Annotated in this window: 7 protein-coding genes; 5 read left to right on the top strand and 2 right to left on the bottom strand. The window is 62.4% G+C overall.

All coding sequences use genetic code 11. From position 1 onward, the window contains the following. Window positions 1-74: 74 nt before the first annotated feature. The 5 genes from dnaG to hemH all read left to right on the top strand — a co-directional run bounded on the left by dnaG (window position 75) and on the right by hemH (window position 10,669). Window positions 75-2,276: a DNA primase gene (gene dnaG, locus HY836_RS18780; protein ID WP_290679500.1), complete on the top strand. Its 2,202-nt coding sequence runs from the start codon at window positions 75-77 to the stop codon at window positions 2,274-2,276. Window positions 2,277-2,400: 124 nt separating this feature from the next. Then, window positions 2,401-4,695: an RNA polymerase sigma factor RpoD gene (gene rpoD / locus HY836_RS18775; RefSeq protein WP_290679496.1), complete on the top strand. Its 2,295-nt coding sequence runs from the start codon at window positions 2,401-2,403 to the stop codon at window positions 4,693-4,695. Window positions 4,696-4,918: 223 nt separating this feature from the next. After that, the gene (locus HY836_RS18770; RefSeq protein ID WP_290679493.1) at window positions 4,919-5,848 is read left to right on the top strand and encodes an adenylate/guanylate cyclase domain-containing protein; all 930 of its coding nucleotides are present in this window, start codon (window positions 4,919-4,921) and stop codon (window positions 5,846-5,848) included. A gap of 67 nt (window positions 5,849-5,915) precedes the next feature. Then, the gene (locus HY836_RS18765; protein ID WP_290679490.1) at window positions 5,916-9,575 is read left to right on the top strand and encodes a PAS domain S-box protein; all 3,660 of its coding nucleotides are present in this window, start codon (window positions 5,916-5,918) and stop codon (window positions 9,573-9,575) included. Next, a complete protein-coding gene (gene hemH / locus HY836_RS18760; protein ID WP_290679487.1) occupies window positions 9,572-10,669 on the top strand; it encodes a ferrochelatase in 1,098 nt (365 codons plus the stop codon). The genes HY836_RS18765 and hemH overlap by 4 nt, the downstream gene beginning before the upstream one ends. On the opposite strand, the gene HY836_RS18755 is transcribed toward hemH, so the two are convergent. Next, window positions 10,652-13,201, bottom strand: a complete 2,550-nt coding sequence (locus tag HY836_RS18755) for an EAL domain-containing protein (RefSeq protein WP_290679484.1) — start codon at window positions 13,199-13,201, stop codon at window positions 10,652-10,654. The two genes, hemH and HY836_RS18755, sit on opposite strands and share 18 nt — an antisense overlap. An 85-nt stretch (window positions 13,202-13,286) precedes the next feature. After that, complete coding sequence (rmuC, locus tag HY836_RS18750) at window positions 13,287-14,771, bottom strand: DNA recombination protein RmuC (protein WP_290679482.1); 1,485 nt, start codon at window positions 14,769-14,771, stop codon at window positions 13,287-13,289. Between the last annotated feature and the right edge of the window lie 186 nt (window positions 14,772-14,957).

Here is a 14,957-nt window from a genome sequence, read left to right as displayed (position 1 = left end):
ACAGCAACGGCCCCGTCGCCCCGTCGCGCCGGGGCCGTTGCGTTTGAAGCCCCCACTGAAGTGCATTTTTCGCTGTGATCCCACCGTCATTCATTCAGGACCTGCTGGCCCGCACCGACATCGCCGATGTCGTGGGCAAGTTCGTCACGCTGAAGAAGGCCGGGATCAACTACAAGGGCCTGTGCCCCTTCCACGGCGAAAAATCCCCCAGCTTTGTGGTCAGCCCCAGCCGGCAGACCTACCACTGCTTCGGCTGCGGCGTGCACGGCAATGCCATCGGCTTCCTGATGGAATTCGGCGGCACGGGCTTTGTGGATGCCGTCAAGGACCTGGCACAGATGCAGGGCATGCCGGTGCCCGACGACAACATCCGCCCGGAAGAGCGCGAGCGCCAGAAGCAGATCAAGGAAAAGCAGGTCTCGCTGACCGATGTGATGGCCAAGGCCGCTCACCACTGGAAACAGCAGCTCAAGAGCACGCCACGCGCCGTCAACTACCTCAAAGGCCGTGGCCTGACAGGCGAGATCGCCGCCCGCTTTGCCCTGGGTTATGCCCCGGACAACTGGCGCGGCCTGGCCAGCGTGTTCCCCAAGTACGACGACCCGCTGCTGGTGGAATCCGGCCTGGTCATCGCGCATGAACCGGACCCGGCAGACCCGGCCAACAGTGAAGGCAAGCGCTACGACCGCTTCCGTGATCGGATCATGTTCCCGATCCGCAACCCGCAAGGCGACGTCATCGGCTTTGGCGGGCGCGTGCTGGACAAAGGCGAGCCCAAATACCTGAACTCGCCAGAAACACCCGTGTTCATCAAGGGGCGCGAGCTCTATGGTCTGTACGAGGGCCGCGCGGCCCTGCGCAACAAGGGCTACGCCATCGTCACCGAAGGGTATATGGACGTGGTGGCCCTGGCCCAGTGGGGCTTCGGCAATGCCGTGGCCACGCTGGGCACCGCCTGCACGGCAGACCACGCCCAGAAGCTGTTTCGCTTCACCGACCAGGTGGTGTTCAGCTTTGATGGCGACGCCGCAGGCCGCCGCGCTGCCGGCCGCGCCCTGGAAGCCACCCTGCCCTACGCCACCGATACGCGCCGCATCAGCTTCCTGTTCCTGCCCACCGAGCACGATCCGGACAGCTACATCCGCGAGTTCGGTGCCGAGGCGTTCGAACAGTGCATCAAGCAGGCCGTGCCGCTGTCACGCCAGGTGCTCGAACACGCGGGCGCCGACTGCGACATGGACAGCGCCGAGGGGCGCGCCCGCCTGCTGGTACAGGCCATCCCGCTGCTCGCGCAGTTCCCCGAAGGCGCCCTGCAAGGCTTGATCGCCGATGAACTGGCGCAGATGGCCCGCACCGCCCCGGAAGAGGTGCGTCGCAGACTGGCCGAGCATCTGCAAAAGGCGCAGCAGAAAGCCGCAGGCCGAGACCGATACAGCGGTGGCGCGGGTAGTGGCGGCCAGCGATCCGCCGGTGACGGCGGTGGCGCATCGGGTGCATCGGGCGCGTCAGGCAACTGGGACGGCGATTTCGGCGACATCCCGGCCTTCGACCCCGATGGCGACACCGGCGGTAGCGACTGGACCTACAGCGGCGAAGGCGGCGATCCGTCCGGCGGCTTCGAGTCTGGCGGACAGTCCAGCCGCCCTTATCAGGGGCGAGGCCAGCAACAAGGCGGCTATCAGCAAGGCGGTTTCCAAGGTGGCACACGCCGCGACGGCAAGCCCTGGAAGCCCTGGAAAGGAGGCAGTGGCTCGCGTTGGCAAAGCCGAGGCAGCCCGGTGGAGCAACGCCCCCTGCCCCAGGCCGCCACGCCGCTGGACCGCATCGCCTGGGTGCTCGTCAGCCACAGCGAATTCTGGGAACAGTTGCCCAGCGCCACCCATGATCTGCTGTGCGATCAACCGGCGCCTTACGGCGAGTTCTTCCGCTGGCTCGACCGCATCCTTCTGGACCAGGGCCTGCTCAACGCCGAAGACCTGCTCAAGCTCATGCGAGGTGATGCCGCCGATCCCGAGCATCCTGAAGAAACCGGGCATTTCCAGACACTGGCGCGCCGCGTCACCCAGTTTGTGGAGGTACCGGACAACAAAGACACCGTGGAGGAACTGATGAACCTGATCCGGCCGATCGAACTCGTTGCCTTGCGCGATGAACTCGATCTGCTGACCCAGTCAGGAGAGCTTTCCGAGGCAGCCGAGGCTCGAAAAATGGAGCTCGTTCGGCTGACCCTGGCCATGAAACTTGAAATCAGCCGGCGGCGCCCCATCTCAGGATGAGCGTTTCTCTGCCACCGGACTGAGTATTTCAACAGCTATTTGGCCAAGATTTTTGACGCCCCCCTTTCATTGCGCGATAATGGAAGGTTCGACAAGCACCCAGAATTCTCTTTCGAGGAAGCGCATGACCGCGAAAAAAACCGCGAAGACAGCAGACACCGCGACTAAAGCGAAAAAAACAGCCGCCGAAGCCGAGGTGATCGAGCAGACCACGGAAGCCACGGAAAAGAAGGCCAAGTCCACGACCCGTGCCGCCAAGGCCAAGGGTGCCGACACGGCCGAGGTCGCAGCGCCCGCCGAACCCAAGAAGCGTGGTCGCAAGCCCAAGGCTGCGACCGCTGAAGCCGCACCGGCCGCCAAGGGTGCCGTGGCCAAGAAGAAGGCCGCCTTCGAAGAAGACGATGTGGGTGACATCGAAGCCGAAGTCGAAGCCGATCTGGACGTTGGCGAAGTTGAAGCGGAAGGCACAGAAGAAGCCGGCAGCGACAAGCCCAAGGCCAAGCCCCTGCGCATGAAGGTGTCGCGCGCCAAGGAGCGCGCCCTGATGCGTGAATTCGGCATCGACGACACCACGCTGACCGAAGACGAAGTCAACAAGCGCCGTCAGGATCTGAAGACCCTGATCAAGCTGGGCAAGACCCGTGGCTTCCTGACGCACCAGGAAATCAACGACCACTTGCCCGAAAAGCTGGTCGAAAACGAAATCCTCGAAGCCATCATTTCCATGTTGAACGACATGGGCGTGGCGGTTTACGAACAGGCCCCTGACGCTGCCACGCTGCTGATCTCCAACAGCGCGCAGTCCACCGCCACCGAAGAAGAAGCCGAAGAAGCCGCTGAAGCCGCCCTGTCCACCGTGGACTCGGAATTCGGCCGCACGACCGACCCCGTTCGCATGTACATGCGCGAAATGGGCACCGTCGAGCTGCTGACCCGCGAAGGCGAAATCGAAATCGCCAAGCGCATCGAAGGCGGCTTGCAGGCCATGATGCTGGCCATCTCGGCCTCGCCCACCACCATCGCCGAAATCCTGTCGCTGTCCGACAAGATCCGCGCCGGTGAGCAGCCCATCACCGACGTGGTGGACGGCTTCGTCGCTGCCGATGAGGCCGATGACTACGTGGCCGAAGAAGACTTCGACGAGTTCGACGAAGACGACGACGACGACGGTAATGGTGGCTCCAAGGCTTTGACCAAGAAGCTTGAAGAGATGAAGAACCAGGCCATGGTCAAGTTCGACGCCCTGCGCGCCAACTTCGACAAGATGGCCAAGTCCTTCGAGAAGGACGGCTACAAGTCTGCGCCTTACAACAAGGCCCAGGAAGCCATCAGCCAGGAGTTGATGACCATCCGCTTCACCGTCAAAACCATTGAGCGCCTGTGCGATGTGCTGCGCTCGCAGGTCGACGATGTTCGCCGCTACGAACGGGAACTTCGCAAGATCGTGGTCGACAAGTGCGGCATGGCGCAAGAGCAGTTCATCAAGTCCTTCCCACCCAACATCCTGAACCTGGACTGGGCCGTCAAGGAATCGCAAGCCGGCAAGAACTACAGCGCCGTCATGGGCCGCAGCCTGCCTGCCATTCAAGAGTTGCAGCAAAAGCTGATTGACCTGCAGGCCAAGGCCGTCGTGCCCATTGAAGATCTGAAAACGATCAACAAGCGCATGAACGAAGGCGAAAAGGCCTCACGCGATGCCAAGAAGGAAATGATCGAGGCCAACTTGCGTCTGGTGATCTCGATCGCGAAGAAGTACACCAACCGCGGCCTGCAGTTCCTGGATCTGATCCAGGAAGGCAACATCGGCCTGATGAAGGCGGTGGACAAGTTCGAATACCGTCGTGGCTACAAGTTCTCGACGTATGCGACATGGTGGATTCGTCAGGCCATCACGCGTTCGATCGCCGACCAGGCCCGCACCATCCGCATCCCGGTTCACATGATCGAAACGATCAACAAGATGAACCGCATCTCGCGTCAGCACCTGCAGGAATTCGGTTTCGAACCGGATGCCCCGACGCTGGCTGCCAAGATGGAAATGCCGGAGGACAAGGTCCGCAAGATCATGAAGATCGCCAAAGAGCCGATCTCCATGGAAACGCCGATCGGTGATGATGACGACAGCCACCTGGGCGACTTCATCGAGGACACCAACAACACCGCCCCGATCGAGGCTGCCATGCAGGCCGGTCTGCGCGATGTCGTGAAGGACATCCTCGACTCGCTGACGCCTCGCGAAGCCAAGGTGCTGCGCATGCGCTTCGGTATCGAAATGTCGACCGACCACACGCTGGAAGAAGTCGGCAAGCAGTTCGACGTGACCCGTGAGCGCATCCGCCAGATTGAAGCCAAGGCCATCCGCAAGCTCAAGCACCCGAGCCGTTCGGACAAGCTCAGGACCTATCTGGACAATCTGTGATTGGACAGATAGGCGTCGCGAAGCACGTACTCGACAACCTCTGATCCGTGCTCATTCGGCTCACCAGGCCGAATGTGATCGCGCTCTCAAACCCGGCCACGTGCCGGGTTTTTTCTTTTAGCCAAGTCGCATCCTGCCCCTCAGTCCCAAATTCACGCCCAAAAGCCGTGCATTTCGTCACGCTGGCATTTCGCAAAGCGCGCGAACATACTGCGTTATGGGCATGACCAAAGAACGCGCCATCCTGTTTGCGGACCTCCGCGGCAGCACCGCGCTTTATCTCAAACTGGGCAACAGCGAGGCGGCCACCGTCGTCACGCACAGCCTGGCCATGCTCGGTCAGCTCGTGGCCCGCTCGGGTGGCCGCGTCATCAAAACGCTCGGCGATGGCCTCATGGCGGTGTTCGAAGAAGCCGAGCGCGCCGTCGAATCTGCCGTGGCCATGCAGGACTCCCTGGAGCGCATTGCACCTGTTGCCGAAGGCCTGCCCATCAAGGCCGCCGCGATCAAGCTCAAGGTCGCCATTGCCTGGGGCGAAATGGTCGAAGTCGACGGCGACTGCTTCGGAGATGCCGTCAACGTGGCCGCACGCCTGCTGGACCTGGCCGGTGACAACGAAACCCTCACCACGGCCCAACTCCTGCGCGAACTGCCCAGCGATCAACACGAGCGCTTTCGCAGCATCGACAAACTGCACCTGCGTGGCCGCAAGGAACCCGTGCCTGTACTGCGCATGGACACCCGCCGCTTTGGCGACACCATGTCCACCATGATCATGGAGGCCGAGCCCAGTGACATGCCGGACGGCGTGCGCCTGACCTGGCTGGGCACCGAGCGCGTCTTCTCCACGGCCAGCATGCCGCTGGTACTGGGCCGCAGCCCACAGGCCTCCTTTTGCGTGAGTGATTCGCGGGTCTCACGCTCGCATGCGCGCATCGAATCGCACAGCGGCCACTTTTACCTGACGGACCTCAGCTACAACGGCACGCACGTCAAGTTCGACCATGATGATCAGGTCCTGACCCTCCGACGCGGCACCTGCACCTTGCACGGCAGCGGCGTGATCAGCCTGGGCGCCCCGCCCACGGACATCACCAGCACGCAGATCCACTTCGAAGTTCTGAGCTTCTCCGACACATTGCCTCAGTATTGACGCGGGGTTGTGACGGCAGGTTGATAGGCTAGAGTCGCTGGTCGTCCATCATTGCGATGCAGCCCGCATGACCCAGAACCATGTTCCACATGATGAAAATGAGCGTATCGCACTGCTGCATGCGTCCAAGCTGCTGAACGCCGACGTTTCCCCCGCCTTCGAAGCCATTCAACGGCTGGTTGCCTGTGCGCTGAACTGCCCCATCTCGGCCATCAACCTGGTCGACACCCACACGGTCTGGAGCCTGGCCCGACAAGGTCTGGATGTGCGGCAAACCTCTCTGGACGACGCCTTCTGCCACACCGTTGTAAAGCGCAAGACTGGGCTGCAAGTCAGCGATGCCAGCCAGGACGAGCGCTTCAAGGGCATCTCGATGGTGGCCGGGCCCTCGCAGGTCAAGGCCTACATCGGCATGCCCTTGCTCGTGGAAGGTCACGCACTGGGCACCCTGTGCGCCATGGATCGACACCCGCGCGAGTGGACCGAGGAGCAAGCTCTCGCGCTACAGGATCTGGCCATCACGGCGGCCGCCTTGATCCAGCAGCAAGTGGACACCCAGCGGCTACGCAAGATGGAGGCGCGTGTGCGCACCGCGAGCCTGGCCGGCAGCGACTGGCTGTGGGAGACCGACAAGGACGGCATCCTGCAGTGGGTCTCTGCGGGCTTGAAGCAACACACGGGGCTGGATCCTGCCACTGAGATAGGTCTCAAGGGAGTCGGTCTGTACATCCCCCGCGATGACGAGACCCGGGAGAGCTGGGATCGCTTTGTGCTGGCGCGCGCGCGCCGCGAGCCCTTCAGCAATGCCATTGGCGTGCGCATGACGCCGCGTGGACCCATCACCGTCAGCATCAGCGGCACGCCCGTATTCAGCAGCCGCGGCGAGTTCATGGGCTATCGAGGGGCCAGCCGCAACGTGACACGGCAGATCGAGGCCGAACACGAAGCCAGGCGTGCAGACCAGTTGCTGCGCCAGGCCATCGAGTCCTTCCACATCAGCGTGATGATCACCGACCGTCAAGGGCGTGTGGTGCTCGCCAACCAGCATTGGCGCGATCATGCCGGGCAGGCACATGATGACGCCAATCCCTACTGGTCAGAGACCCTGCGCAAGCTGGTCAGGGCCGGCATCTATCCCGATGCCGCGGGACACGAAGACGAGTACATCAATTGGCGCTTGAACCTGCACACCGAAACCGAACCCCGTGAGGTGCAGTTCCAAAACCAATGGATCCTGGTCAAGGACCACCAGTTGCCCGATGGCAGCGTGGTGCACTTCGCCATGGACATCACGCAAAACAAGAAGGACGCAGAGAAACTGCGCGAAAAGCAGAAAGCCCTCACCGAGACCAAAGCCCGCTTGCGCGCGGTCTTGCGCGCCTTGCCGGACCTCTGGTTCGTCATCGACCACAAGGGCCGCTACATCGATGGCCACGCAGACCACCCTTTGCTGCTCAAACCGCTGGCAGAGTTGAAGAAGACGCCGCTGGGCAGCCATCTGCCCGCGGAAACAGCAGAGCTGCAACGACAGGCCTTGCAAAGGCTGCAAAGCTCCGGCCAGCCTCAGCGCTTCGAATACGATCTGGCCAAACTCGATGGCATCAGCCGCCACTTCGAAGCACGCATGACGCCCATGCCCGATGGGCAGACGCTTTTCCTGACACGTGACATCACCGAACGCCAACTTGCCGCGGAAAAACTGCGTGTCAGCGAAGAGCTCTATCGGTCGGTAGCAGCCACCATCAGCGATGGGCTGGTGATCGTGGAGCTCGGCGGCCGCGTGGTGGCGCTCAATCAGGCCGCCAGCCGCATCCTGGCCGTGTCGCCCGAGGAGTTGACCCATGTAGCAGTACCCGGCCTGCCCGGCCTCACCCTGCTGGAAGACGATCTGGTGACACCGGTGCCGTTCGAGCGCTGGCCCATCAATATGGTACTGGCAACAGGGCAGCGAGTGGACAACCATGTGCATGCACTGCGACGTGCAGATGGCGAGATCCTCTGGGTTCAGATCTCCTGCCACCTGCTGCGTGTGGATACCCAGGCACCACCGTTCGCGGCCATGGCCACCTTGCGTGACATCACCCGGGAGCGGCACGCCCAACAAGAGTTGCAACTCAGCGAAGAGCGCTGGAAGTTTGCGCTGGAGGGCGCTGGCGACGGCGTCTGGGACTGGAACCTCCAGGCTGGCCGCGTCTACTACTCCCAGCGATGGAAGACCATGCTGGGCTACGACGACGACGAGATCACCAGCACGGCCGACGAGTTCATCAGTCGCATTCACCCCTCAGATCGCGAACTGGTGGCGGACAGCCTGCACCGCTACTTCAAGGTGGGTGACGGCATCCACCAGACCGAATTCAGGCTGCAGCACAAGAGCGGCCACTACCTTTCAATCCTGTCGCGAGGCAAGGTGGTCAGCCGGCATCGCGATGGCCATGCGCTACGCGTGGTGGGCACGCATTCCGACATCACACCGGTCAAGCAAGCAGAACGCGCTCTGCGCGAGAAACAGACCGCAGAAGCCGCCAGCGCGGCCAAATCCGAGTTCCTGTCGCGCATGAGCCACGAGATCCGCACCCCCCTGAACGCGGTCAACGGCTTCGCCCAGTTGCTGCAACTGCAATTGACACAGCAAAAGGCAGACGCCGGCCAGCAGAACTATGTCGAACAGATCCTCCAAGCAAGCCGCCACCTCATGGGTCTCGTCAACGACGTGCTGGATCTGCAGCAGGTTGAAACCGGCATCTTGAGCTTCAAGCCTGAAAACCTGCCTCTGGCGGAGGAAGTCGGCCAATGCCTGTCGATGCTCAGCCCGATGGCGGACAGGCGCAACATCACGATGCTCAACATGCTCCAGGAGCCCTGGGTGATCATGGCTGATCGCCAGAGGCTGCGCCAGGTGATCATGAACATCGGCTCCAACGCCATCAAGTACAACCAGACGGGCGGATCCGTGCGCATCTACGCCGAATGCTTGCCTGAAAACGAACTTGTGCTCACAATTGAAGATTCCGGTCCTGGCATGAGTCCGCAACAGCTGTCCAGGCTGTTCCAACCTTTCGAGCGTCTTGGGCGTGAAACAACCAATATCGAGGGGACCGGTCTAGGCCTTATCATCACGCGCTCGCTGCTCGAAGCCATGGGAGGTCGCATGGATATTCGTAGTCAACCTGGTTCTGGCACCAGGGTCAATATCATCCTCCCGCTGGCAGGCCGCGCGCCCCATCACCTTGACCCTGCCCCGGACTCTGCCTATCCGCCTCTGTCGGAGCCGGGCAGCTCTCTCGAATCGAACATGTCCCCGACTGAATTGAATTCAGACGGCGCTGCGGCTTTGCCCGCCTTGCACGTGCTGTACGTAGAAGACAACCGCATCAATGCGATGCTCTTCGAAGAGGCCCTGAGGCCTTTTCCTCAGATTGAACTGGTCGTGGCCGAGGATGGGCAGATGGCCCTGTCCATGGCCAAAGAGCGCGCGCCTGATGTGCTGGTGCTGGATGCCCACCTGCCCGGCATGTCGGGCTTCGAAGTGCTCAAAGCCTTGCGCACCTTGCCTGCCCTGGCCGATGCGCCGGCCTTCATGTGCTCGGCAGATGCCATGCCTGAAGACGTTGCCAGAGCGCAGGCTGCGGGCTTCACAGGCTACTGGACCAAACCCATCGACATCGTCGCGGTAACCACAGAGCTGTGTAGGTTGGCCGCAAGAGGCGACAATGCTGCGCCATGAGCGTAGCCAAAGAACCCGAATACCAACACGGTCAACCTCCACGTACCGGCGTCCTGCTGGTCAATCTGGGGACACCTGAAGCACCCACGCCCGCTGCGTTGCGCCGCTATCTGGCGCAATTCCTCAGTGACACGCGTGTGGTCGAAATCCCCCGCCTGGTGTGGCTGCCTATCCTGCACGGCATCATCCTGCGCGTGCGGCCAGCCAAGTCCGCTGCCAAGTACGCCAGCGTCTGGACCAAGGAGGGTTCGCCCCTGCGCGTCTGGACGCAAAAGCAGACCACCTTGCTGCAAGGCTTTCTGGGTGAGTCCGGGCATCAACTGATCGTCAGGCACGCCATGCGTTATGGCCAGCCCAGCATCGGCAGCCAGCTCAGCGCACTGCGTGCCGAAGGTGCGCAGCGCATCCTGATCGTGCCGCTGTACCCGCAGTACTCGGCCGCCACCACCGCCAGCGTGATGGACGATGTGTTTGCATGGGGCCGCCAGACGCGCGCCTTGCCCGAACTGCGCCACATCAACCACTTCCATGATGACGCGGGCTACCTCGATGCACTGGCTGACAGCGTCAAGGCCCATTGGGCCGCCAATGGCCGCGCAGGCAAGCTGCTGATGAGCTTCCATGGCATGCCCGAGCGCACCTTGTTGCTGGGCGACCCGTATCAATGCGAGTGCCTCAAGACGGGACGACTTCTGGCCGAACGCCTGGGCCTGGGCAAGGACGACTACATCGTCACGTTCCAGAGCCGATTCGGCAAGGCCAAGTGGCTGCAGCCCTATACAGAGCCGACACTGCGCGCGCTGGCCAAGCAAGGCCAGCAACGTGTGGACGTCATCTGCCCTGGCTTTGTCTCGGACTGCATCGAAACCCTTGAAGAAATTGCCATGGAGGGCAAACAGGCCTTCATGGACGAGGGTGGCAAGGAGTTCAACTATATCCCCTGCCTCAATGGTCAGATGAGCTGGATACGCGCCCTGAGCAAGCTGGTCGAGCGTCACCTGCAAGGCTGGCCAACTCTGGCCGGCGAAGAGGTCGGCTCGGCAGAACTGGCGCAGCAGCGCGAACGCGCCAAGGCCTCAGGCAGTCGCCACTGATTCAATCGGACGGGTCAGCCAGGTACGTGCAGCATCGGCGTCCAGCGGCCGGCTGAAGAAGTAGCCCTGGACCACATCGCAGCCGTGGTCGGCCAGCCAGTCCACGCTCGCGCCGTGCTCCACGCCTTCGATGGTCACGGTCAGGCCCAGTCGATGACCCACCTCGATCATGGCCTGCAGCACGGCCTGCTTGCGACCGAACTCGGCAATGTCGGTCACGAAGCTGCGGTCAACCTTCATCTCGTCCAGAGGCATTTCCTGCAGGATGCCCAGCGACGAGTAGCCGGTGCCGAAGTCGTCCAGCGCGATCTTGACGCCCTCTTCGCGCAGCCTGGACAAGATCTGCGTGGCACGCTCGCGGTCGCTCAGGGCCGCCGATTCGGTCACTTCCAGTATCAGGCGGCATGGCGGGCAACCCACATGGCGAAGGGTCTCCAGCACCTTGTCGACGAAACGCGGTGTAGCCAGGTCGAACGCAGTGATGTTCACAGACACGCGCACATGGGGGTCGGGCAGCGTCAACAGGAAGTGAGCCGCTTCGGCAATGGCCCACATGGTCAAGCGGTTGATTGCACCGGTGGCCTCGGCTTCAGCAATGAACGCACCCGGCGGAATCATTCCCCGCTCCGGATGGCGCCAGCGCACCAACGCTTCGAGCGAATCGGTACGGCGTGTCTCCAGCGTGACCTTGGGCTGGTAGTGCAGCAGCAATTCGCCTCGGTCAATCGCGCCTTCCAGATCCAATGTCAGTCCATACGCGAGTTGCTCGCGCTTCATGCGCTCGGCATCGAAAGGCACCACCCGACGGTGCGCACTGCACCACTGCAAGGCGATACGGGCCTCGTCACTCATGCCAGCGGTCTGCTCCAGATGCGCACGCGTCACCTGAGCCACGCCCACATGGGGATCCCACGCCACGAAGAGGCCTTGCCACTCGAAGCGACGTACCAGAAAGCTCTCCAGGTCGCTCATCAGCGCATCTGAAGGCTTGCCGACCGTCACGAACGCCAGGGTGCTGTCATCGAGCGCAGCGAGCCGGTGCTCACCTTCGATGGTCAACAAGGCATCCGCATCCATGGAGGCAAACCAGCTTTTGAGTTCGTCGCCATAGATCCTGACCACGGCCGTCAAGGTGTCTGGCGGCAGGATGGACTCCAGAAAGCCGAAGCGGTTGAGCTTGACGATCCAGATCGACAGTCCCCGCTCGACCTGCGCCAGCTGCGCGCGGATCGACTCCTCCAGCATGGCCTGATTGGGCATGCCGTAGCGAGGATGATGCGAGACCACATCACGCAGTTGCGCCTCATACGCCAGGCGCCGCTCCAGCTCCATCGTGTGCTCGGCCTGCGCACGTGCGCGATCCTGGCGGTCCATCTTCATGCGGTAGAACAAGGCGGCCGCCAGAGTCAGCGCCTTGATCACGCAGGCGTACATGCTGGCCACACCGAACTGCCCGTGATAAATGCCCAGCACCCCAACCGCGTTGATCACCAGCGCAGCCATCTGCACGACCATCCCGAAGCACAACAGTCGAGCGACGGCCCCCTCATGCCAGTGGCGAGCACAGATCCAGATCAACGCGATCGGATAGATAACGGAAATCCCCTGGACCAGCGCGCTGATCTGGGGTGCCAGCGCCGGCATGGCGATGGCAAACGACAGGATCAGGGTCGACGACAAGGCGAGCGCCTTGATGATCCGGTCCTCCCACTGGCTGGGCTGGATGATCCAGCGGAACACCAGCGTCGCTGTGGAGATCCCGATCAGGATCCACATATACGGCGGAATGTTGAACTCCGGGTGGGTTGGCCAGAGCATCTGATAGGCATCGCCTTCCCTGCTCGCTGTCGCGGCCAGCACGGGCAGGATCTCGGCCACCATCAGGAAAGACAATGGGTTGCCATTGATGAAAGCCAACACAATGGACACCAGCAAGGTGAAACCCAGAGCGCCATAGCACAACGCCCGAGAGAAGGCCGTCTCCCTTTCGAGCACTGCATAGTTCTCTGGCGTCCAGTACTGGAAGGTGGCCGCAGTTGAACCGTTGTTGCGCATCAGGCAGGTCAGGGTCAGGCTGCTGCGGGGATAGATGTTGACCGGCAAGATCACGCCGGGGTACTTGATGGGCCGCGAGTCAAAGGGGCGATGGTCACCCTGCCTGTAAACAATGGATTCGCTGCCCTCCGAGTCGATGAAACAATCGACGTAGTCGGTATAGGGCTCGGTCACCACAACCCACCCCAGGATGGGGCTCTCGGAGCTGTTCTTGAGCACCGTGCGCGCCCATACGCCCTTGTGCTCGAAGCCGATGGTGCGCACGCCATGGCGCTGTGCCCGCCAGGCGAGATGATCAGCAGGAGGGTGATCTGGCCCGGCTTCGGTTGGCGGATCGGTGGCTACCAGAGTGGCCATGTCCAGCCATTCCCCCCTGCCTGGCGCCTGTGCGATGTCGAATGCGATCCGGCCGGCCTGCACAGGCACGGCAAGCAGCAAGATGGACAGCAGCAGAAGGGACTTCAGCAGTGACTTCACGCAGTAAGGGGGCAAACAGGCCACCAGATTTCGGTAAACAGGACACTTGACCTCTGTCTATCGGTTGCTGCGGTGCGATCTTGAATCAGCTGTCGTCTTCAGATGCCAAACCCTGCTCGACCGGCAACAGGGCTTGCGCCTGCGTTTCCGGCATGGCCTCGACCTGCTTGAGCGCGCGGCCCATGACGCGCGTCCGCGTTTCAACAGACGAAATCGTGTTGCTGGCCTCTTCCAGCTTCTTGCGCGTCTTGGCCAGCACGTCGCCGAACTTGCCGAACTCGGTCTTGACCGCGCCCAGCACCTGCCAGACCTCGCTGGAGCGCTTCTCCAGGGCCAAGGTGCGGAAGCCCATCTGCAGGCTGTTGAGCGTGGCCAGCAAGGTGGTGGGGCCGGCCAGCATCACCCGGAACTCGCGCTGCATGGCTTCCACGAGCCCCGGGCGCCGCAAGGCTTCGGCATAGAGCCCTTCCGTGGGCACGAACAGGATCGCGAAATCCGAGGTGTGCGGTGGCGCGAGATATTTGTCACGGATGGTGCGCGCCTCCAGCCTCAGGCGCTGCTCCACGGCCTTGGCGGCCGCCTCCACCGCTGGTGCATCGGCGCGGTCCTGTGCCTCCAGCAGGCGCTCGTAATCCTCGCGAGGGAACTTGGCGTCGATGGGCAGCCACAACGGCAGGCCGTCTGCACCGCCCTGCCCTGGCAGCTTGATCGCGAACTCGACGCGGGCGCCACTGCCGGGCACCGTTTCGACGTTCACCGCGTACTGCTCTGGCGTGAACACCTGCTCCAGCAGGCCAGCCAGTTGCACTTCGCCAAAGATGCCTCGGGTCTTGACGTTGTTGAGCACGCGGTTGAGCGAGCCCACATCGCTGGCCAGGCGCTGCATTTCGCCCAGGCCACGGTGCACCAGCTCCAGCCGCTCGGCGACCTGCTTGAAGCTTTCGCCCAGGCGGGCCTCCAGCGTGGCGTGCAGCTTCTCGTCAACCGTCTGGCGCATCTGCTCCAGCTTCTTTTCGTTGTCGGCCTGCAAGGCTTGCAAACGGGTCTCCACCGTGTTGCGCACGTCAGTCAGGCGGCGCTCATTGGCCTCGGACAGCACGCGCAACTGCTCTGCCACGCCTTCGCCCAGACGACGCAAGGCCGCTTCCTGCGCCTCATTGAAGCGTGCCAGAGCTTGGGCCTGGGCCTCACGCAAACCGGTGGCCTGCAAGCTTTGCTGATGGGTGGTGTCGCGCAGGCTGTCGGCCAGCCCTTGCTGCATGGCCGCCAGCTGGGTACGGAAGCTGTCGAGCTGTTCGTTTTGCGTCCGCGTCGCGTCGCCTTGCTGGGCCAGCAGTGTTTGCTGGAAGGTACCCAGCGCAGCCCCCAGTTCCTGGCGCGTGCCGGTGGCACTGCGGGCCACCTCGTCGCGCAGATTGCGCTCGACCTGCTCACTGCGTTGCTGCAGCGCCTGGTTCAGATCCGTGCCCAGCTTGAGCACGGCTTCGTCATTCTGTCGCACAGGCCGCAAGGCCAGCCAGAGCAACAGGAGCAGATTGACAACGAGCAACAGCAAGACGATCCAGTTCATGGTCTGGATTGTCTCAGAGCGCGCACATGAAAAAGGCCACCCGAAGGTCAATGCCAGTCAGTTAAGCCTGACTGGCGTTTTTTTTGATGGGTACTTACCGCGGGCGGAGCGTTTGACCTCGCGGGGGAAGCTGCGATCGGTGCGACGAGGAGGGAGCACGAAGTAACGAGCCTGCTCAAGTAAGCG

It is taken from the genome of Aquabacterium sp. (assembly GCF_016234775.1).
In the GTDB taxonomy this organism is placed as follows: Bacteria; Pseudomonadota; Gammaproteobacteria; order Burkholderiales; family Burkholderiaceae_C; genus Aquabacterium.
This window is presented reverse-complemented; position numbering and strand designations above follow the sequence as displayed.

Coding starts and splice junctions, on each gene's coding strand:
- rpoD (WP_290679496.1), top strand. CDS start 2,401: ATGACCGCGAAAAAAACCGCGAAGACAGCAGACACCGCGACTAAAGCG.
- HY836_RS18770 (WP_290679493.1), top strand. CDS start 4,919: ATGACCAAAGAACGCGCCATCCTGTTTGCGGACCTCCGCGGCAGCACC.
- HY836_RS18765 (WP_290679490.1), top strand. CDS start 5,916: ATGACCCAGAACCATGTTCCACATGATGAAAATGAGCGTATCGCACTG.
- hemH (WP_290679487.1), top strand. CDS start 9,572: ATGAGCGTAGCCAAAGAACCCGAATACCAACACGGTCAACCTCCACGT.
- rmuC (WP_290679482.1), bottom strand. CDS start 14,771: ATGAACTGGATCGTCTTGCTGTTGCTCGTTGTCAATCTGCTCCTGTTG.